The sequence below is a fragment of the Vibrio sp. Vb0937 genome (assembly GCF_033338855.1).
In genome coordinates, this window is the sequence record NZ_JAWOTK010000024.1 from 17,202 (window position 1) to 37,645 (window position 20,444).

The 20,444-nt window shown below is 45.1% G+C and carries 19 protein-coding genes; 7 read left to right on the forward strand and 12 right to left on the reverse strand.

The window, feature by feature from the left end; translation table 11 throughout:
• Nucleotides 1–19: 19 nt before the first annotated feature.
• Both R7P67_RS19335 and nagZ read right to left on the reverse strand, forming a co-directional pair.
• Nucleotides 20–1,096 (reverse strand): 3-deoxy-7-phosphoheptulonate synthase, encoded by a 1,077-nt coding sequence (locus tag R7P67_RS19335; protein WP_005381904.1) that lies wholly within the window; start codon nt 1,094–1,096, stop codon nt 20–22.
• Nucleotides 1,097–1,303: 207 nt separating this feature from the next.
• Nucleotides 1,304–2,287: a beta-N-acetylhexosaminidase gene (nagZ, locus tag R7P67_RS19340; RefSeq protein ID WP_005381905.1), complete on the reverse strand. Its 984-nt coding sequence runs from the start codon at nt 2,285–2,287 to the stop codon at nt 1,304–1,306.
• Nucleotides 2,288–2,386: 99 nt separating this feature from the next.
• Between nagZ and R7P67_RS19345 the strand changes: the two genes are divergently transcribed.
• Together R7P67_RS19345 and murQ are read left to right on the forward strand one after the other, a co-directional pair.
• Nucleotides 2,387–3,499: an anhydro-N-acetylmuramic acid kinase gene (locus R7P67_RS19345; RefSeq protein ID WP_262652788.1), complete on the forward strand. Its 1,113-nt coding sequence runs from the start codon at nt 2,387–2,389 to the stop codon at nt 3,497–3,499.
• Nucleotides 3,500–3,535: 36 nt separating this feature from the next.
• Nucleotides 3,536–4,465, forward strand: coding sequence for an N-acetylmuramic acid 6-phosphate etherase (murQ, locus tag R7P67_RS19350; RefSeq protein WP_005381910.1), 930 nt, complete (start codon nt 3,536–3,538; stop codon nt 4,463–4,465).
• Between the two features lie 51 nt (nt 4,466–4,516).
• Here murQ and R7P67_RS19355 read toward each other — a convergent pair whose 3' ends face one another.
• Together R7P67_RS19355 and R7P67_RS19360 are read right to left on the reverse strand one after the other, a co-directional pair.
• Nucleotides 4,517–4,789 carry a hypothetical protein gene (locus R7P67_RS19355; RefSeq protein ID WP_005381911.1) on the reverse strand — a complete coding sequence of 91 codons (273 nt, stop codon included), beginning with the start codon at nt 4,787–4,789 and terminating at the stop codon, nt 4,517–4,519.
• A 114-nt stretch (nt 4,790–4,903) separates the two neighbouring features.
• A complete protein-coding gene (locus tag R7P67_RS19360) occupies nt 4,904–5,245 on the reverse strand; it encodes a DUF2799 domain-containing protein (protein WP_005381912.1) in 342 nt (113 codons plus the stop codon).
• A 280-nt stretch (nt 5,246–5,525) separates the two neighbouring features.
• On the opposite strand from R7P67_RS19360, the gene R7P67_RS19365 reads away from it, so the two are divergent.
• From R7P67_RS19365 to R7P67_RS19380, 4 genes are all read left to right on the forward strand, one after another.
• Nucleotides 5,526–7,010 carry a carbon starvation protein A gene (locus tag R7P67_RS19365; RefSeq protein WP_005381914.1) on the forward strand — a complete coding sequence of 495 codons (1,485 nt, stop codon included), beginning with the start codon at nt 5,526–5,528 and terminating at the stop codon, nt 7,008–7,010.
• A gap of 193 nt (nt 7,011–7,203) precedes the next feature.
• Nucleotides 7,204–8,874 (forward strand): sensor histidine kinase, encoded by a 1,671-nt coding sequence (locus R7P67_RS19370; protein WP_005381915.1) that lies wholly within the window; start codon nt 7,204–7,206, stop codon nt 8,872–8,874.
• A gap of 31 nt (nt 8,875–8,905) precedes the next feature.
• Complete coding sequence (btsR, locus tag R7P67_RS19375; RefSeq protein WP_005381917.1) at nt 8,906–9,634, forward strand: two-component system response regulator BtsR; 729 nt, start codon at nt 8,906–8,908, stop codon at nt 9,632–9,634.
• 71 nt (nt 9,635–9,705) lie between these two features.
• Nucleotides 9,706–10,179, forward strand: a complete 474-nt coding sequence (locus tag R7P67_RS19380; protein WP_017636163.1) for a low molecular weight phosphatase family protein — start codon at nt 9,706–9,708, stop codon at nt 10,177–10,179.
• 46 nt (nt 10,180–10,225) lie between these two features.
• On the opposite strand, the gene ispH is transcribed toward R7P67_RS19380, so the two are convergent.
• From ispH to murJ, 6 genes are all read right to left on the reverse strand, one after another.
• Nucleotides 10,226–11,191: a 4-hydroxy-3-methylbut-2-enyl diphosphate reductase gene (gene ispH / locus R7P67_RS19385; protein WP_005381920.1), complete on the reverse strand. Its 966-nt coding sequence runs from the start codon at nt 11,189–11,191 to the stop codon at nt 10,226–10,228.
• 24 nt (nt 11,192–11,215) lie between these two features.
• Nucleotides 11,216–11,647: an FKBP-type peptidyl-prolyl cis-trans isomerase gene (fkpB, locus tag R7P67_RS19390; protein ID WP_005381922.1), complete on the reverse strand. Its 432-nt coding sequence runs from the start codon at nt 11,645–11,647 to the stop codon at nt 11,216–11,218.
• A gap of 144 nt (nt 11,648–11,791) precedes the next feature.
• Nucleotides 11,792–12,298 carry a signal peptidase II gene (gene lspA / locus R7P67_RS19395; RefSeq protein WP_005385948.1) on the reverse strand — a complete coding sequence of 169 codons (507 nt, stop codon included), beginning with the start codon at nt 12,296–12,298 and terminating at the stop codon, nt 11,792–11,794.
• Nucleotides 12,299–12,371: 73 nt separating this feature from the next.
• Complete coding sequence (gene ileS / locus R7P67_RS19400; protein ID WP_138938945.1) at nt 12,372–15,200, reverse strand: isoleucine--tRNA ligase; 2,829 nt, start codon at nt 15,198–15,200, stop codon at nt 12,372–12,374.
• 64 nt (nt 15,201–15,264) lie between these two features.
• Nucleotides 15,265–16,200, reverse strand: a complete 936-nt coding sequence (gene ribF, locus R7P67_RS19405) for a bifunctional riboflavin kinase/FAD synthetase (RefSeq protein ID WP_005381933.1) — start codon at nt 16,198–16,200, stop codon at nt 15,265–15,267.
• A gap of 69 nt (nt 16,201–16,269) precedes the next feature.
• Nucleotides 16,270–17,832, reverse strand: coding sequence for a murein biosynthesis integral membrane protein MurJ (gene murJ / locus R7P67_RS19410; RefSeq protein ID WP_005381936.1), 1,563 nt, complete (start codon nt 17,830–17,832; stop codon nt 16,270–16,272).
• A gap of 305 nt (nt 17,833–18,137) precedes the next feature.
• On the opposite strand from murJ, the gene rpsT reads away from it, so the two are divergent.
• Nucleotides 18,138–18,398 carry a 30S ribosomal protein S20 gene (gene rpsT, locus R7P67_RS19415; RefSeq protein WP_005381938.1) on the forward strand — a complete coding sequence of 87 codons (261 nt, stop codon included), beginning with the start codon at nt 18,138–18,140 and terminating at the stop codon, nt 18,396–18,398.
• A gap of 304 nt (nt 18,399–18,702) precedes the next feature.
• Here rpsT and R7P67_RS19420 read toward each other — a convergent pair whose 3' ends face one another.
• The gene (locus R7P67_RS19420) at nt 18,703–19,011 is read right to left on the reverse strand and encodes an ArsR/SmtB family transcription factor (RefSeq protein ID WP_005381940.1); all 309 of its coding nucleotides are present in this window, start codon (nt 19,009–19,011) and stop codon (nt 18,703–18,705) included.
• Nucleotides 19,012–19,299: 288 nt separating this feature from the next.
• A complete protein-coding gene (gene nhaR / locus R7P67_RS19425) occupies nt 19,300–20,190 on the reverse strand; it encodes a transcriptional activator NhaR (protein WP_005381942.1) in 891 nt (296 codons plus the stop codon).
• Nucleotides 20,191–20,444 lie beyond the last annotated feature (254 nt).

Here is a 20,444-nt window from a genome sequence, read left to right on the forward strand (position 1 = left end):
ATGTTCCTTAAATCCTGTATTAATTAGCCTTTAGACGATTTTCTAAGAAAGGCACTAGCTCTTCATGTGCATGACGTAATAGTGCCTCAGTTGAATCCCAATTGATACATGCGTCAGTGATAGATACACCGTATTTCATCTCTTCAAGAGCTAAGTCAGAAGATTGATTTCCTTCATTGATATGGCTTTCAATCATAAGACCGATAATAGATTTATTGCCTTCACGGATTTGATGAATCACATCCTCCGCGACTAATGGCTGGCGACGGTAATCTTTACGTGAGTTGGCGTGACTGCAATCCACCATTAATGAAGCATCAAGACCAGATTTCGCCATCTCTTGCTCACACTCAGTGACTGATACCGAATCGTAGTTAGTTTGCTTACCGCCACGTAAGATCACATGTCCATTAGCATTGCCCTGGGTGGTTAACAGTGCGACTTGTCCCTCACGGTTAATTCCCATAAAACGGTGACTAGAGGACGCAGCTTGCATCGCGTTAATTGCGGTTGCCAAACTGCCATCGGTGCCATTCTTAAAACCGATTGGCATAGACAGGCCGCTTGCCATTTCACGGTGAGTTTGTGACTCCGTCGTACGTGCGCCGATTGCAGCCCAGCTAAAAGTATCCGCCAGGTATTGTGGGCTAATTGGGTCTAGAGCCTCAGTCGCGAGCGGGATTTCCATCTCTGCCAACTCCACCAGAAGTTCGCGTCCAACATGCAGACCGTGTTCAATATCGAAACTGCCGTCTAGGTGTGGGTCATTGATCAGGCCTTTCCAGCCGACCGTGGTGCGTGGCTTCTCAAAGTAAACACGCATAACAATATACAGTTGGTCACTTAGTTGTTCAGAGAGTGCTTTAAGGCGCTTTGCGTAATCCTTCGCCGCTTCTACGTCGTGGATAGAACATGGACCGCATACAACAAGCAGGCGGTGATCCTTCTTGTGAATAATATTAGCGATAGTTTGACGAGACTCTTGAATAAAGCGACGTGCTTTTTCACTCAAAGGAAGCTTGGTTTTTAGTTCCTCCGGAGTAATAAGAACCTGTTCTTCGATAATATTAATATTGCTCAACTCACTTTTCTGCATAACTCTAACCTGTATATTTATTTTTACACCCAACCAAACCCTTGGTGAGACAACTAAGCTTTAACGACAAGATAACAGGCTAAAAAAGAAAAACAAGCGTACAGAATAAAAAACATTTATTGTAAATTAAAGTTTACAGTTAAATAAAAAGCCAAAGCATAATTAACTTTGGCTTCTAATCGCTGTTTTGAATCTTTTACAAGAGGTTTAGCTAGTCAAGCGTTTCATCGCTTCACTCGCCGCTTTCCACTCTTGAGATAGCTTAAGTTCGCTTGGAGAAAATGACTGTTTTTTCAGTAATCCATCCGCGAGTGGCACGGTTGAAACCGGTAAGTTGTCTAATACCTCAACGTGCGCTTCTCGTTTATTACACATTAACAACATATCGCAGCCAGCTCTCAATGCTTGAGCACCTCGCTCGGCAGGGCTGCCCATGATCGCAGCGCCTTCCATGGTCAAGTCATCCGAAAAAACCAAACCTTTAAAACCCAATTGCTGACGCAGGACCTGTTTTAACCAGTATTCAGAACCGCTGGCTGGTTGAGCATCATAATGTGGGAAAATCACGTGAGCAGGCATCATGGCATCTAAAATACCGGCATCAATTTGCGCTTTGAAGATCGCCATATCTTGTTCAAAAATATCACTGCGCTCATCGTATGGTGTTTCTAGATGTGAGTCTGCAATCACGCCACCATGTCCAGGGAAGTGCTTGCCTGTCGTTGCCATGCCAACACTCTTCATTCCCTGCATATATGCAGTGCTATAGCGAAGAATGGTATCGGCATCTTCACCGAATGCACGATTACCGATCGCTTTACATTGATGGCCTTGGTCAAGTACCGGGGCAAAGCTTAAATCAATATCATGGGCAATCAGCTCTGCTGCCATTAACCAACCGCCCATACGAGCAAGCTCTTCACCATTTTGATGTTTAGCGTACTCATCAGCAGCAGGAATTAATGAGAAACCTTCACGAAAACGCTGCACTCGGCCGCCTTCTTGATCCACACCGATCAAAAACGGGCGCTTAGCCGCCTTTCGGATGGATTGAGTAAGTGCTTGAAGCTGTTCGCTATCATGATAGTTGCGAGCAAATAGAATTAAGCCACCAACCGTAGGATGCTCCAAGATTTCTTTGTCTTCAGCGGTCAGTTCATACCCCGCAACGTCAACCCATAACGGTCCCATGTTTTCTCCTCAAAATCGGCTGAATATCTCGTATTCGATGAGGTTATTCGCTTCAGATTTGCTTTACAATAAGTGAATGAAGAATTGACGAGATCGGCTATGAAATTTAACGAACTGTACATTGGTGTGATGTCTGGAACGAGTATGGATGGTGTTGATACCGCTCTAGTTGAAATAAGCGATGAGCACGTTCGCCTGATTGCGCACGACGACTACCCAATGCCCGCAGCACTAAAAGACATGCTGTTATCTGTTTGTACCGGTCAAGCAACAAATTTAAAAGCCATAGGTGAACTTGACCACCAGCTCGGCCACCTATTTGCAGATGCCGTGTTACAGCTGCTCAATAAGTCTGGTTACGTCGCAGAGCAAGTTCGTGCGATTGGTAATCACGGTCAAACAGTGTTCCATCAGCCTACCGGAAACTTGCCGTTTACCACTCAATTGGGCGATGCCAACATTATCGCGGTCAAGACAGGCATTGATACGGTAGCGGATTTTCGTCGTAAAGACATGGCGCTAGGTGGACAAGGTGCCCCACTCGTCCCTGCTTTCCATAAAAGCATTTTTGCGATGCAGGACTCCACAACTGTGGTGCTTAACATTGGAGGCATTGCCAATATCTCGGTACTGCATCCAGAGCAACCAGTCATTGGCTATGACACAGGCCCGGGCAATATGTTGATGGACGCATGGTGTGCGCTGCATACTGGGCAAAGCTTCGACGAAGATGCACAATTTGCACTTAAAGGAACGGTAAACGCTACTTTGTTGACTCAATTACTCAAAGAAGCTTACCTCGCCATGCCAGCCCCTAAAAGTACCGGACGAGAACTGTTCAATATTGACTGGCTGCATCAACAACTGGCCCATCACAATTTACCAATCGAAGACGTACAACGTACACTTTGCGAGTATTCTGCAATTACCATTGCCAACGAAGTCGACAAGTTTTCTCATGGCATCACACCTCAACTATTGGTCTGTGGCGGTGGAGCAAGAAACCCACTTTTGATGCAGCGACTAGCTAAGTTATTGCCACAATGGAGCGTTGCGACAACGGCAGAAAAAGGCGTTGATGGCGACTACATGGAAGCAATGGCGTTTGCTTGGCTTGCGCAGCGCCATATTCACGGCCTCCCTAGCAACTTACCGGAAGTTACGGGGGCAAGTCGTCTCGCTTCACTGGGTGTACTCTATTCAAAAAATTAAGGGCAATAGATCCTAAACAAAAAGGCTTAATTCATTATGACGAACGATGCACTTATCGCAGCTTTATCCCATCTGGTATCTGAAGGGCGAAACCCAGACACCATGGACATCGACTTGCTGCCTTCTCTCGATATTGTTCAACGCATCAACCAACAGGACAAACTCGTTCCTCTTGCCGTTGAAAAAGTGTTGCCTGAGATCGCTGAAGCCGTTGATAAGATCACGGAAGCATTTAAGGTCGGAGGTCGGTTGTTTTACATCGGTGCGGGTACCAGTGGTCGACTTGGCGTTTTGGACGCTTCAGAATGTCCACCAACTTTTGGCACAGATCCAGAGATGGTCGTTGGTATTATTGCCGGTGGAAAAGAGGCGATGTTCCGTGCAAAAGAAGGGGCGGAGGACGACCCTACATTAGGCGAGCAAGATCTTAAAGAGAATACGCTAACACAACGCGATGTCGTCGTTGGTATTGCGGCAAGTGGACGAACACCTTACGTGATTGGTGGCTTAGAGTATGCGAACGAGCTTGGTGCCACCACTGTAGCACTATCTTGTAACCCTGACTCTCCGATTGCAGATATTGCTGATATTGCGATTAGCCCCGTTGTTGGACCTGAAGCGTTAACGGGATCCACTCGCTTAAAATCAGGGACGGCACAAAAACTCGTACTAAACATGCTCACTACCGCAAGCATGATTCGCCTGGGCAAAAGTTATCAGAACTTAATGGTAGATGTGAAAGCGACGAATGCAAAGCTAGTTGCAAGAGCGGCTCGTATTGTTATGCAAGCAACAGATTGTACTAACCAAGAGGCTAAAACGGCGCTCAAAGAAACGGACTACGACGCCAAGTTAGCGATTTTGATGATTTTAACCGGGCTGGATAGAGAAAGCGCGACTGAGCAACTGAACGCCAAGCAAGGATATTTAAGAAAAGTCGTGATCGCGCAAACTAATCAATCTTAATCAATAAAGCGCCTCACTTATTTAAAAGTCAGGCGCCTTTTATGGCTTAATTTAGTAGTTCAATCGTTCAATGTGAGTAATACCGACTTTACCTTCAAGGTCACTGAACATATGAACCATTGCTGGGTATGGTTGTGCTCCAGGGTAGACAACTTCTGCATTACAGAAAAACGCATAGTTTTGTCCGGCTACGACTTGAGTAGCCACAACCAAAGGGGAGTATTTGACACCGACAAACCCCTCGATACCTTTAGCAAATACTTCTTTATTCTCTGCTGTGAGTTCATGAAATGGACTCCAGCCACCAGCCATTTGCGTTGACATAATGTGATTCCTTTTTTTCTGTGCTCACTATCAAGCAATATGAACACAGTTTAATAAGGAGGATTTTGCCACATTTATGTGATGCAGACAGTGTAACAACGGCTTTATTGACTATTAATTTGAGTATTCATTCCAACCACGTTGCCATTCCATGCGGAATTTTTGCGCTTGCTCAGTACCTTCACAAACCCCTTCGTAATACTGACCAGATAACCCCATTTGATACGCAAAAGCAGGATTACAGTACTCACGTAAACCTTCTAAATAACCTTGGTCGTAGTCACTTTGCTTAACACTACCCAACTCACGAAGCTCGCTCATCGTGCGCGATGTGTGTCCGGTTATGCCATCTTGATATCCTATCTGATGCCAATCTCCCGACTTGGCAAGATCTGCTGTCGTTGCTGTGCATCCTGCAAGTAAAGCCAGTGCCAGACCTACCGTTACCTTTTTCATGGTTCTTCCTTAAGTAATTGTTTTCAAAAATAAGCTTACCACTAATTATTGGCGCTTGCCGCTGAGCTTGCAGATTTAACCACTGATGACTCAAATCAGCCGCTCAAGACTGTCATCAACCTTTCGCCATTTTTAAAAACCGCTCAAGCAGCATATCGACCACTCAGTGCTCTATTCGACCACTCATCTACTAACCGAATGCATTTAACACAAGTGACGCATAACATGCATCCTGAGATTAAAAAATTACCCTACCCAACTAAGACCAAGGACAATTGCTATGATGTGGTTTCTAACCTGTGTCGCAGCCCTAATCGGCGGATACTTCATCTACGGCGCTTTCGTCGAGAAGATTTTCGGCATCAATGAAAAACGCCAAACGCCAGCTCACACCAAATCGGACGGTGTTGACTTCGTTCCAATGTCAACAAAGAAAGTTTACCTAGTTCAACTACTTAACATCGCAGGTGTTGGTCCAATTTTTGGCCCGATCATGGGGGCACTATACGGTCCTGCGGCGATGCTTTGGATTGTAGTCGGTTGTATTTTTGCTGGTGCAGTACACGATTACTTCTCAGGCATGCTTTCAGTGCGTAACGGCGGTGCATCTGTACCTACCATTACAGGTCGCTACCTAGGTAATGGCGCAAAACACTTTATGAATATTTTTGCCATTGTCCTATTGCTTCTAGTTGGCGTAGTGTTCGTTTCAGCCCCTGCTGGCATGATTACTAACCTCATCAATGATCAAACAAGCTTGAGCGTAAGCATGACTACAATGGTTATTGCTATTTTTGCTTACTACATCATTGCGACGATTGTTCCTGTCGATAAAATCATTGGTCGTTTCTACCCACTGTTTGGCGCCCTACTTATCTTTATGTCTGTTGGTCTAATGACAGCCGTTGCTTTCTCTAGCGAACACACAGTAATGGGTGACTTCCAAGTTTCGGACATGTTCTCTAACCTCAACCCAAATGACATGCCGTTATGGCCTGCATTGTTCATCACTATCGCATGTGGCGCTATCTCTGGCTTCCACGCAACTCAGTCTCCACTGATGGCGCGTTGTATGGAAAATGAGAAAAACGGTCGCTTCGTATTCTACGGTGCAATGATTGGTGAAGGTGTTATCGCGCTAATTTGGTGTGCTATCGCTCTGTCTTTCTTCGGCTCTCTAGACGCTCTATCCGAAGCTGTGAAAAACGGTGGTCCTGGTAACGTGGTATACAGCGCATCATTTGGTCTGCTAGGTGTGTTCGGTGGTATCCTTGCGTTCCTGGGGGTGGTTATCCTACCAATTACGTCTGGCGATACAGCGTTCCGTTCAAGCCGCTTGATCCTTGCTGAATACTTCAACATGGAACAAAAAACGCTACGTAACCGTCTACTGATGGCACTTCCACTGTTCGTTATCGGCGGTATCTTAACTCAAGTAGACTTCGGCATTATCTGGCGCTACTTCGGTTTTGCAAACCAAACAACAGCGGTAATGATGCTTTGGACTGCGTCCGCTTACCTACTGCGTCACAACAAGCTGCACTGGATTACCACTATCCCAGCTATCTTCATGACCACGGTATGTGTCACGTTCATCTTAAACAACAGCTCGCTAGGTTTTGGTCTGCCAATGCAACTATCAACTATCGTAGGTATTGTGTTTGCCCTAGCTGTGACAGGTTACGTTATCAAAACCTCTAAGGGTAAAGGTGAAACTGAACTGGCTGACGAAGAGAAACCACAAGCCGTATCAGAAACAGCGTAATACTCGTCACATCTGAGTGACTAAGATAGGAGCCTGCCAATTGCAGGCTCTTTTTGTTTTATACCCAAGTCACTTTAAGACTCAGAAAGCACAGCGCAGCATCATTTACTTAGCTGTTCTTATCTATCTGAGCCAAGCATCTTGAGGTTACTTAGGTATACAATAACAACATTGATTCTAGGTTAGGTTCACTATGGAACTGGTCATCTCCCTTTTACAACAGATGTGTGTGTACTTAGTTTTGGCTTACATGCTAAGTAAAACGCCAATCATCTTACCTTTGCTGAGTATTTCTTCGCGCTTAAGCCACCGCCTAATTTGTTACGTACTCTTCTCTGGCTTTTGTATTCTCGGCACCTATTTCGGTCTGCACATCAACGATGCTATTGCCAATACTCGTGCGATCGGCGCAGTTATGGGCGGGCTGTTTGGTGGACCTGTTGTAGGTTTCGCCGTCGGATTTACTGGTGGCATCCATCGATACTCTCTTGGTGGCTTTACCGACCTAGCCTGCGCAATTTCAACCACCGCCGAGGGCGTAATTGGTGGCTTGCTCCACGTTTACCTTATCAAGCGAAATAAAGGCGCATTGCTGTTTAATCCAAGCGTCGTATTCAGCGTCACGTTTGTTGCAGAAGTGGTGCAAATGATTTTGCTGCTCGCCGTCGCGAAACCTTTTGATCAAGCCTATGAACTGGTGTCCGCTATTGCAGCGCCTATGATCATCGCGAATTCATTTGGTGCGGCGTTGTTCATGAGTATCCTGCAAGACAGAAAAGCAATCTTTGAAAAGTTTTCTGCGACGTTTTCGCGTCGAGCGCTCACCATTGCTGATCGCTCAGTGGGAATTCTAAGCAACGGCTTCAACACCGAAAACGCAGAGAAAATCGCGCGTATTATTTACGAAGAAACCAAAGTGGGCGCTGTCGCGATTACTGACCAAGAAAAAATCTTAGCGTTTGTGGGCATTGGCGATGATCACCATAAACCAAACACGCCGATTTCATCGCAAAGCACATTAGACTCCATGGAGAAAAACGACATCATTTATCTTGATGGCGCGGAGCGTCCATACCAATGCTCCATTGCAAAAGATTGCAAGCTCGGATCTGCGCTGATCATCCCACTGCGTGCAGGGAAAGAGGTCATTGGTACCATAAAGCTGTATGAACCGAAGCGTAAATTGTTCTCGACGGCCAACATGTCGATGGCGGAAGGAATAGCCCAGCTTCTATCTAGCCAAATCCTTTATGGCGATTACCAACAACAACAAGCCTTACTCGCCCAAGCAGAAATCAAATTGCTTCACGCTCAGGTGAATCCACACTTTTTGTTTAATGCTCTCAATACTATTAGTGCGATTACTCGTCGTGACCCTGACAAAGCGCGCGAGCTAATCCAAAATCTATCGCACTTCTTCCGCAGCAATTTAAAGCAGAACATTAATACCGTGACGCTAAAGGAAGAGCTTGCACATGTGAACTCGTACTTGAGCATCGAAAAAGCGCGTTTTACGGACCGCTTAGAGGTTGAAATCGATATTCAACCTGAATTGCTGGACATCAAATTACCAAGCTTTACACTCCAGCCTTTGGTTGAGAATGCCATTAAGCATGGCATTTCAAACATGCTTGAAGGTGGTAAAGTTCATATCTACAGCGAAGCACACCCACAAGGTCACTTGATTACCGTCGAAGACAACGCAGGCAGTTTTGAACCGCCAAAAGAAAACCACTCAGGGCTAGGTTTAGAAATTGTCGACAAACGTCTCACTAATCAATTTGGACGTGATGCAGCGCTAAAAATTACGTGCGAGCCACATCAATTTACTAAAATGAGCTTTATCATTCCCCCAAAATCATAAAAGCACGCTGAAGCAATAAAGGTAATGTTGGATGTTAACCGCACTCGTCATTGATGATGAACAGTTTGCTCGTGAAGAGCTAGCAGAGTTACTGGATGAAACAGGCCAAGTTGAGGTCGTGGGCGATGCCTCAAACGCAATCCTTGGCCTAAAAAAAATCAATGAACTCAAGCCTGATGTGGTGTTTCTCGATATCCAAATGCCTCAAGTCACGGGGATTGAATTACTAGGGATGCTTGATCCAGAAACCATGCCTTATGTGGTTTTTGTCACGGCTTATGATCAGTATGCGATTCAAGCATTTGAAGACAATGCCTTTGATTACTTGCTCAAACCTGTCGACCCATGCCGGTTAACTAAAACGGTCAAACGACTAAACAAAGTCATTAGCCAATCCGCCCTAACGCAACAACTGTCTGCTATTACACCTGACACGTTGGATCAGATACCGTGCATCGGACACAACCGCATCGTTATCATGGCCACCGACACGGTGGAATGTGCTTACAGTGATATCAGCGGCGTACATGTACGCTCCACCAGCCAAACCGCGAGCACCCAACTGACATTAAAAACGTTGGAAGAGAAAACCCCTCTAGTCCGCTGCCATCGTCAATACTTAGTCAGTATTAAAGCGATTAGCGAAATCAAGTTACTGGAAAATGGGTTAGCGGAAATCATCACCAAAACAGGCTTTGAGATACCAGTAAGCCGCCGCTACTTAAAGGTGCTCAAAGAGATGCTCGGCATTAGCCACTAACACAAAAACTTCACACATCATCGCTGAGTTTCCGCTAGCGTATAAATAGGACGCTCTGAAAAGACGAGGCGATGATGTATAAAGTTTTATTCATATGTAAGCACAACGCTGGACGAAGCGTCCTCGCGGAGTCAATCGCAACCAATATCCTGCCAGCAGATTTTAGTGTCACCAGTGGAGGCTCACATCCCACAGGCAAGGTGCACCCAGTGGTGCAAAAATATTTAGATGACCACCAACTCCCCATTCCGCATATCCACACGCATTCATGGGAGGAGCGAACTCAATTTCTTCCCGACATCGTTATTATTCTCTGTGATTCTTTACATCAAGAAACCGCTCCTCAGTGGCTTGCAGGTGGTGTTCGAGTAAACTGGCAAGTTGATGCTTTTCCGACCGATGGTTCTGATGAAGACATGTACGCACATTGCGAAAAGGTTGCTCAATCGCTTGAGCGAAGAATCACGAAGATGTCTGATATGATTATCGATGGTTTAGGAAAAGACCAAATTCGTGATTACCTAAATGAGTTAAGAGAGATGTAAAAAAGGCGACCCACAGGTCGCCTTTTGAATATTCGATAAATGGAGACTAATCCACTTGCTTGATTTGAAGTTCTTTAGGTACTTCAAAGAACATATTCTCTTCACGGCCAAGTACTTCATCAACCGCTTCGGCACCAACGAGTTCTTTGATTCGCTCTAGAATCTGATTAACGAGCTCTTCCGGAGCAGATGCTCCCGCAGTCACGCCGACCTTTGTTTTGCCTTCGAACCACTCAGGTTTGATATCTTCCGGACAGTCGGTTAAGTAGCCAGGTGTCCCTAGCTTTTCAGCTAGCTCTTTAAGACGTGTAGAGTTTGATGAGTTTTTAGAACCCACCACAACCATCACATCTACGTCACCAGCTAATTCACGTACGGCATCTTGGCGGTTTTGTGTCGCATAACAGATATCGTCTTTACGTGGACCTTGGATATCTGGGAACACGCGGCGTAGCTCTTCGATAACATCGGCAGTTTCATCGACAGAAAGCGTCGTTTGGCTTACGTAATGAAGATCGGATGGATCTTTCACAATCGCCTTCAGTTTCTCAACATCGGCTGGAGTTTCAACCAAGTACATACCACCGGTTTCACTGGCGTATTGCCCCATCGTACCTTCGACTTCAGGGTGACCTGCGTGACCAATCAGAACCACTTCCATATTACGACGGCTCGCACGCGCCACTTCCATATGCACTTTGGTTACTAAAGGGCACGTTGCGTCAAATACGGTCAAATCACGCTGCTTGGCTTCCTGACGAACTGCCTGCGATACACCATGAGCGGAGAAAATCACAATGTTGTTGTCTGGCACTTCGTGCAGTTCTTCAACGAAGATAGCACCACGCTGTTTTAGACCTTCAACCACAAAACGGTTATGCACCACTTCATGACGCACATAAATCGGTGGCTGATACATCTCTAGCGCACGCTCTACGATGCTAATCGCGCGGTCAACACCAGCACAGAAACCACGTGGGTTAGCTAACAGGATTTTCATTTCATTGCTCATGGAAGTTATCTTTTATTTGGTTCGCTATTCTACTGACAAAATTTCAACTTCGAAAGTCACGTCTTGTCCCGCTAGAGGATGGTTGAAGTCCACAGTGACTGAATCGCCTGCAATCTCTGTAATAATGCCCGGGATTTCCATGCCATCAGGGCCACTGAAGGCCATGATTGTACCAACTTCCACTTCTGCATCACCTACAAATTTAGTGCGATCCATATAGTGAATATGATCAGGGTTTGGCATACCAAACGCGTCTTCTGCCTTTAGCTCAATCGCTTTTTGTGCGCCTGTTTCGAGGCCGATCAAGCATTGCTCAAAGTTTTCACTCAAGCTGCCATCACCCATAACAAACTTCGCTGGTTTACCCATGTTATGAGTACTATCTGCAACCGATCCGTCTTTCATTTTAATCGTAAAGTGAAGGGTTACTACCGATTCATTGGTTATTGTTGTCACGTTAATGCTTCCTTGTTCTTGGGTTATTACGCTGTCAGCTTGGTCTTTTTATACATTGAAATGCTGATTGGCGCTCCAACATAATAAAAAGCGTCGCTCGAATCAACGGACGACGCTTAGGGTTATTCGATATACCGTAAAAGATTACTTGTCAGCGTCTTTTTTACGGAAGCCATCCAGAATAATCATTGCCGCACCAATACAGATCGCCATGTCAGCAAGGTTGAATGCTGGCCAGTGGTAGTTACCCCAGAAGAAGTCTAGGTAATCAACAACAAAGCCATGAACGACGCGGTCAAACACGTTGCCCACTGCACCACCAATAATCAATGCGTAAGCGATGTTGTTCCATTTTTCTTTAGCTGGAAGCTTGCTCATCCAGTAGGTCAAAAGACCCGTCACAACAAACGCGATACCGGTAAATAACCAACGCTGCCAACCGGCTTGATCGCTCAAGAAGCTGAATGCAGCACCGTAGTTATGAACATAAAGTAGGTTGAAGAATGGCAACACCTCAATTCGGTTTGCCCATCCGTAGCCCATGTTGTCCATCACCACCAATTTGATGCCAATATCTGCAATAAATACCAGAATTGCTAACCACAGCCAGCGAACTCCAGATTGCTTTAACGTCAGTGCTTTTTCACTCATTACTTTACCTACAAACAGCCCCAGTAAATACTGGGGCTGTTAATTTTAAAAAAAGTTCAGTCGTTCTAGGCAATTACGCGAATTTACGTACTTCACCTTCGCCGTCTACGTTAGACACACAACGACCACAGATCTTCTCGTGACCTTCGATTGTGCCTACGTCTGGCGTGTGGTGCCAACAACGGTCACACTTCTCGCCTTCAGCTGCTGCTACTTCAACAAACAAGCCTTCGATATCTGTCGCTTGTGCTGCATCCGTCTTCTCACCTAGAGGCTTAACTTTCGCCGCAGAGGTTAGTAGAACAAAGCGCAGTTCATCTTCAAGTTTGTTGATCTTCGCCGCTAGTGCGTCATCAGCAAATAGAGTCACTTCAGCTTGTAGTGCACCACCAATGGTTTTCTCTTTACGCGCATCTTCTAGAAGTTTGTTAACCGCACCACGAACCGCTTGGATCTCAGTCCAGAATTCGTTGTTCAGCTCTTCACCTTCAGCAAGACCGAATAGGCCGTCGAACCACTCACCAGTGAATACGAACTTGTCGCGTTGACCTGGCATTTCGTTCCAGATTTCATCTGCAGTGAACGACATGATTGGCGCCATCCAACGAACTAGCGCTTCTACGATGTAGTAAAGTGCTGTCTGACAGCTACGTTGAGCGTTGCCGCCACGTTTTGCTGTGTACTGACGGTCTTTAATTACGTCTAGGTAGAAAGAGCCCATCTCGATTGAACAGAATTGCATTAGACGCTGAGTTACACCGTGTGTGTTGTACTCTTCGTATGCTTTAACGATCTCTTCTTGTGCTGCTAGTGCACGACCAACCGCCCAGCGATCTAGCGCAACCATCTCTTCAACAGGAACGATGTCTGTTTCAGGGTTGAAGCCGCTCAGGTTAGCAAGGAAGAAACGCGCTGTGTTACGGATACGACGGTACGCATCTGCACTACGTTTTAGAATTTCATCAGAAACCGCAACTTCACCAGTGTAGTCTGTAGAAGCAACCCATAGACGAAGAATGTCAGCACCTAGCTTGTTAGTTACGTCTTTTGGCGCAACCACGTTACCGATAGATTTAGACATCTTACGACCGTGACCGTCAACCACGAAACCGTGTGTCAGTACTTGTTTGTAAGGTGCTTCGTCTTTCATCGCAATAGATGAAATTAAAGAAGACTGGAACCAACCGCGGTGTTGGTCAGAACCTTCTAGGTATAGGTCTGCACTGTTGCCGTTGTACTCTTCACGAGCATCAACAACAGAGAAGTGAGTGACACCTGAATCGAACCATACGTCTAGCGTATCTAGCACTTTTTCGTATTGGTCAGCGTCAGCACCTAGTAGTTCAGCGGCATCTACATCCCACCATGCTTGGATGCCTTTCTCTTCAACCAGCTTAGCGACTTTCTCGATCAGCTCTAGCGTGTTTGGATGAAGTTCTGCTGTTTCTTTATGAACAAACAGAGCAATTGGCACACCCCAAGTACGTTGACGAGAGATACACCACTCAGGGCGACCTTCGATCATACCTTCGATGCGGCTTTGACCCCACTCAGGCATCCACTCTACATTCTTGATTGACTCTAATGCTTTAGCACGTAGGCCAGCTTGGTCCATAGAAACGAACCATTGAGGTGTAGCACGGAAGATGATTGGAGTCTTATGACGCCAACAGTGTGGGTAGCTGTGCTCGTAAGCGTGGTGGTGTAGTAGTGCACCTTTTTCTTTTAGTACTTCTACTACTGCATCGTTCGCTTTAAATACGTGCTGACCAGCAAATAGCTCTGTATCTGGTAGGTAAACACCGTTTGAGCCAACTGGGTTTGCTACTTCTAGGTTGTACTTGTTACCAACCGCGAAGTCTTCTTGACCGTGACCAGGAGCAGTGTGAACAACACCAGTACCTGAATCAGTCGTAACGTGATCACCAAGGATCGCCGGTACAGTGAAATCGTAGAATGGGTGTTGGAATTGAGAAAGCTCTAGGTCCGCACCTTTCGCAAAACCTAGGTTGTGGAAGTGCTCGATACCAGCACGGTCCATTACGTCTTTCGCCAGCTCAGCAGCAACGATGATACGCTCAGCGTTGTCGCCTTCTGTTTGGATAAGCACGTACTCTAGATCATCACGTAGACATACTGCGCGGTTTGCAGGCAGTGTCCAAGGTGTTGTTGTCCAGATAACGATAGATACGTCACCGTGACCTTCATGACCTTCTGTCAGTTCAAATTTAGATAGCAGTGCCGCTTCGTCAGCCGCTTTAAAACGAACGTCGATAGATGGCGATACTTTATCTTTGTATTCTACTTCCGCTTCAGCAAGAGCAGAACCACAGTCTGTACACCAGTGAACAGGTTTGAAACCTTTTAGCAGGTGACCATTGCTTGCGATCTTACCAAGAGCACGAATAATGTTCGCTTCAGTTGCGAAATCCATAGTGCGGTATGGCTTGTCCCACTCACCCATGATACCAAGGCGTTTGAAGCTCTCTTTCTGACCTTCAACCTGACCAGCTGCGTATTCACGACATTTCTCGCGGAATTCCGCTGCTGTCACTTTTTGGCCTGGCTTACCTACTTTCTTCTCTACCATTAATTCGATTGGTAGACCGTGGCAGTCCCAGCCTGGGATGTAAGGTGCGTCAAAACCTGAAAGTGTTTTGGATTTAATAATAATGTCTTTAAGAATCTTGTTTAGTGCGTGACCAATATGAATGTCACCATTTGCGTAAGGAGGGCCATCGTGCAATACGAATGACTTTTTGCCTTTCTTAGCTTTACGGATTTCACCGTAAAGATCTTCTTTGTACCAACGCTTAAGCATTTCTGGCTCACGATTGGCCAGGTTGCCGCGCATTGGAAACCCTGTTTCAGGTAAGTTCAGGGTATCTTTATACTCACTCATCGATTCTTAATTCCGTTATATTGGGCGAAAATTAGACATTATGTTGAACGGTGGAATAAACCGCTCAACGCTTAAGCTGACGCAGCCACACCCTTGCTGCTTCAGCATCCAATTCGATTTGTTGTTTAAGTGCTTCAAACGACTCAAACTTTTGCTCATCTCGAAGTTTATGCAAAAGTTCCACTTCTAGTTGCTTGCCATATAAATTGGCATGAAAGTCGAATAAGTGCACTTCTAACTGTTGGCGAACACCATTGACGGTTGGTCTTTGACCAATATTAGCAACACCACCAACTGGCTTATTTCCTAAGCCAAGCGCTTGAACAACATAGACTCCGGAAACCGGAGAAACACAGCGTTTCAAAGGAATATTTGCAGTAGGGAACCCAATGGTTCGACCTAGCTTTCTTCCGTGAGAAACACGACCGCTGATGCTGTAGTTTCTTCCCAGCATCTGTTGCGCGGAATGCAAATCGTCACGCGCCAGCGCTTGACGGATAGCCGTACTGCTGACACGTAATTGTTGTAAACAAAAGCTCTGGGTACTTACGACATCAAAGCCGTATTTTTCCCCTGCTTCCTGCAGCATTGCAAAGTTACCTGTACGGCCTTTGCCAAAGCAGAAATCATCACCAACGACAAGAAACTTAACACCCAAACGCTCGACCAACAAGTCACGGATAAACTCTTCCGCGGTTAAACTTGCAAAATGGCGATTGAAATTGACACACAGTAAGCGGTCAATATCGAGCTTACTCAATTGCACGAACTTATCGCGTAATCGCGTCAACCTTGCAGGTGCCTTGTCTTTGGCAAACAGCTCCATCGGCTGAGGTTCAAAGGTCATCACAACAGAAGGCAAGGATAGCCTGTCCGCTTGCTCAGACACTTGCTGCAATACTTGTTGATGGCCTTTATGGACACCATCGAAATTGCCAATAGTCAGCACACAACCATGATGTCGCGGGTTGATATTGTGAATGCCTCTAATCAGTTCCATTGGATACTGCTTTCTGCCTCTGTTTTACTTTACACTGTGTGAAACTGACGGATTATATACTAATCACCCTCAGTCTGTCCCAGCTTTTAGGTCTTTTAAACGCGCACCAGTTAAAAATAGAACCACTAGGTAAACTACGGCTCCTAAACCGATCAACATCCCTAGCACCGCGCTTCGGTGAGCAAAGCTCCAGCCCAGCCATACTGACATATCTTCCAGTTGCCATAAGATTGCCGCCACCATCGCCGCGCCAGCAATAGCTAAACGTATAATAAAGAAGACGGTTCGCTTAGTGATTTGGTATACCTCTGCGATGTGCAGGCCACGATACAGCAGTGCCATATTCACAAATGCCGATAGTGCCGTCGCGATAGCCAAGCCAACGTAGCCATAGAAGTACGCAAAAATTGCATTAAATACCATGTTGGTCACCATCGCAATGATGCCGTATTTCACTGGCGTTTTAGTGTCTTGACGCGAGTAATAACCCGGAGCGAGCACTTTAATCAGCATAAAGTTCAACAAGCCTGAAGCGTAAGCAAAGAGTGACAATGATGCTTGATGTACGTCTTGTGGCGAAAACTCACCTCGCATGAATAACACCATCAACATAGGTTTTGCCAGTACCATCAAACCAAGCATTGCAGGAAGGCCAAGTAAGATCACCATGCGCACCCCCCAGTCCATGGTTTGTGCGAATCCTTCATTTTGTGCGTCAACATGTTTGCGTGATAATGCTGGTAAAATCACCGTTGCAATAGCAATACCAAACAGACCTAACGGGAATTCCAACAAGCGATCTGAATAGTACAACCAACTGATCGAACCGGTTTGCAGAAAGCTGGCAATAAAAGTATCAAACAACAAGTTGATTTGGCTTACCGACACACCGAACAAAGCAGGAATCATTAAGGTTCGGATCTTCACCACGCCCGGATCGCGCCAGCCCCATTTTGGCTTAACCATAACCCCCGCTTTAATAAGGAAAGGGATTTGAAATAAGAACTGAACCAAACCACCAAGGAAAACACCGATGGCAAGACCAATCTCTGGCTGTGACATCTGCGGCGAGATAAACCATGCTGCCAAAATGATCATTACGTTGAGGAAGACGGGAGTAAACGAAGAAACCGCAAACTTACCTAGTGTATTAAGAATGGCTCCCGATAGGGCAACAAAAGTGATGAACCATAAATAAGGAAAGGTAATCTTGAGCATCACGCTAGCAAGTTCGAACTTCTCAGCCGCGGGACCACCATGCATCCAGTCTAGGAACCAACCAAAACCAAACAGTGCAGTCACCACTCCGGAACCTAGAACACCTAAGATGGTAACAATTGAGACTATCACCCCTAATGTACCCGCCGCACGAGCAATGAGCTCCCGAGTTTTATCCATGTCGCCTTGAGCATGGCTTTCCGTTAAAACAGGTACAAACGCTTGGGAAAAAGCACCTTCAGCAAACAAACGTCGTAAAAAATTAGGAATTTTATTGGCGAAGAAAAAGACGTCTGCGCTTGCTCCTGCCCCCATTAAATTTGCCACTACAACATCACGAACTAGGCCAAGAACGCGGGAAATAAATGTCATAGCACTGACGATCATGCCAGACTTGAGTAGTCGTTTACTCACTGTAACCTCGGAATATCACCATAAGACAGCTAACTCTATACTGTTTCTCTGACAGGTGCTGTAAATAGACGTCAAAAATCTATCCGCGGGTTGTAAGGAATAAGTGTGCCTTTCGCGGATAATTATTAGCATTGGTATAAAAATGCTGTTAGAATCCCCGCCATCTTAACCGCGATAACCTCTCTTACCAAAATTTGTTTTGGCTTAGATCGGTTTTTGCACAAATCATTTGACATTTAAGCGCAAATGAGGGATATTCCTCGCCCTTAAATTGTCACAGAACTAAGTTTTTGGGAGTTAGACCCTTGGCAAATAGTAAATCTGCTAAGAAGCGCGCTATCCAAGCTGAGAAACGTCGTCAGCACAATGCTAGCCGTCGCTCAATGATGCGTACTTACATGAAGAAAACTGTTGCTGCTATCGAAGCAGGCGACAAAGAAGCTGCAACTGCTGCATTCGCTGTAGTTACACCTATCCTAGACCGCATGGCAACTAAAGGCCTTATTCACAAGAATAAAGCAGCTCGCCATAAGTCTCGTTTCGCTGCACAAATCAAAGCTCTTTAATAGAGTCCTGATTTTACAGTGAAGAAAAAACCGACCTTGTGTCGGTTTTTTTATATCTACAAAATTTTCTTAATAAAAAAAGCTGGCAATGCCAGCTTTTCTTTTTCTGAATGTCCCATTTAAAGACATCAGCTTATTCATTACCCATATAACGCTCATACTAGAAAGCACTAATAAAACACTTGAGAACAAAGCAAATTGGTCGATGAGTAGTACCCTATCATCAAAAGTTTAACGCCACTCTCAAATATTCCAACAAGTTAGATTCACACTCTAAGATGAGCAGTATATTAGGACTATTTAATTAATGTTGAGCACTCTCAGCACAATAAAGACTATGCAGTGTTTTTATTAACGCTTTCACTTCATCACTCTTTAATGTGTAGTACACCGTCTGTGCTTCTTTCCTTGTCGTGACTAACTCATCACGGCGAAGCCAAGCAAGATGCTGAGATAATGCCGACTGGCTTAGCTCTAACTTTGCACACAGCTCTCCCACGGACAGCTCTTGGTTATGCAGCATACAAAGGATTTGTAGGCGTCTCTCGTTTGCCATCGCTTTGAGCAACACGACGGCTTTTGCGGAGTTCTGCTCCATTTCTTGTAGATTCATGTGTTGGACCTCTAGCTACAACTTACTTATTCCAACCCTGGCCAGCTTGTTGTGTTGCACTGATTTATATATCTAAGAAAATCAAGATACACTTCCAGAGTCTTCATTATTAGAACCTCTAATTTAGTTGTTAGTGATACACCAATATTATCCACCAAGGATTTTAATTGGTGCGCCATCAATAATTAATAGTTTTGCTCACTAAAACAAGTATCTTGCTTACTTAGATATTATTTAGAATTATATTTTTATTGATAGTAATCTATTTATTTACGCAACGATACGGGTTTACTCAAACATTTGACTGAAATCAGCATCACAAACATTTTTTACCGCGGGGTGTTGGATCATTCGTTCCGCAAAAATCACGTAGTACTCTTCTTTTAGCCCATCGACATGGCCAATTAGCTGTAAATTTCGGTCGTCTTCAATCTCCGACATGTATACGGTCGGTGCCAAGAAAATCACATCGTCGTGGTACCGAGCAAAAGCTTTCATCAACGCAACATCATCAAACTCCCCTAGCACATTGGGTTGAAGGCCTTGACGATCAAACCATTGAATAACTTTACGCCCCATAGCCGTTCGGCTCGCGGGAATCAGAAGTTTTTTTTGTTCCAAGATCTCAGGGAATCGCACATTTTCAATTTCAGAAGAAGCAAAAAAGCTCATGCTACTTTCACCCAACTTTTTGCTATAAAGGCCAGGACTTTGAGTAGAATCAACGGGACAATCCGAAAGGATCATATCTAGCTTGTGCTGAGAAAGGCGTTCAAGTAGCAGTTCGTGGGTCGATTCATAACAGCGTAAATGAATACTGTTATCTTCCGGGACGGTCGTCATCAGTACTTTACTGACCAAGCGTTTAGATAATGCATCGGCTACACCAACTTCAAATAGAATGTTCGAGTGCTGGCTGTAATTGACGATATCTAACATCTCATAGCTCAAACCGAACATCCGGTCGGCGTACTTAAACACAAGCTGACCTAACTCAGTGGGCTCAACTGTACGACCATTGCGCTTGGTTAACTTTCCTTTCATGCGCTCTTCAAGCGCTTTAATCTGTCCTGTCACGGTTTGCGGTGTCAGGAAGAGCGCGTCAGCCGCCTTAGTTACAGAGCCCTGTTTGCACACCATCCAGAAATAATAGAGATGGTTGTAGTTTAGATGTGACATGATCGAGTCCCGAAAAGAAAGTGATACTTTTTATACCAAATGTGACAGAGACAAACAATAAACTCGACAAAACCATACAATACCTTACAAAAGCATAAGTTTTACCGAAAGTATAAAGTCAATACTGTCATAAAAGTTGAACTGAGGCGCATTTTCTCTACAAAAAAAACGCAAAAACCAAACAAAACGAAATCAAAATTTAACCATTAAAATCAACAATTTAAAAATTAATTTTCTTCCTCTTTTACGCCATT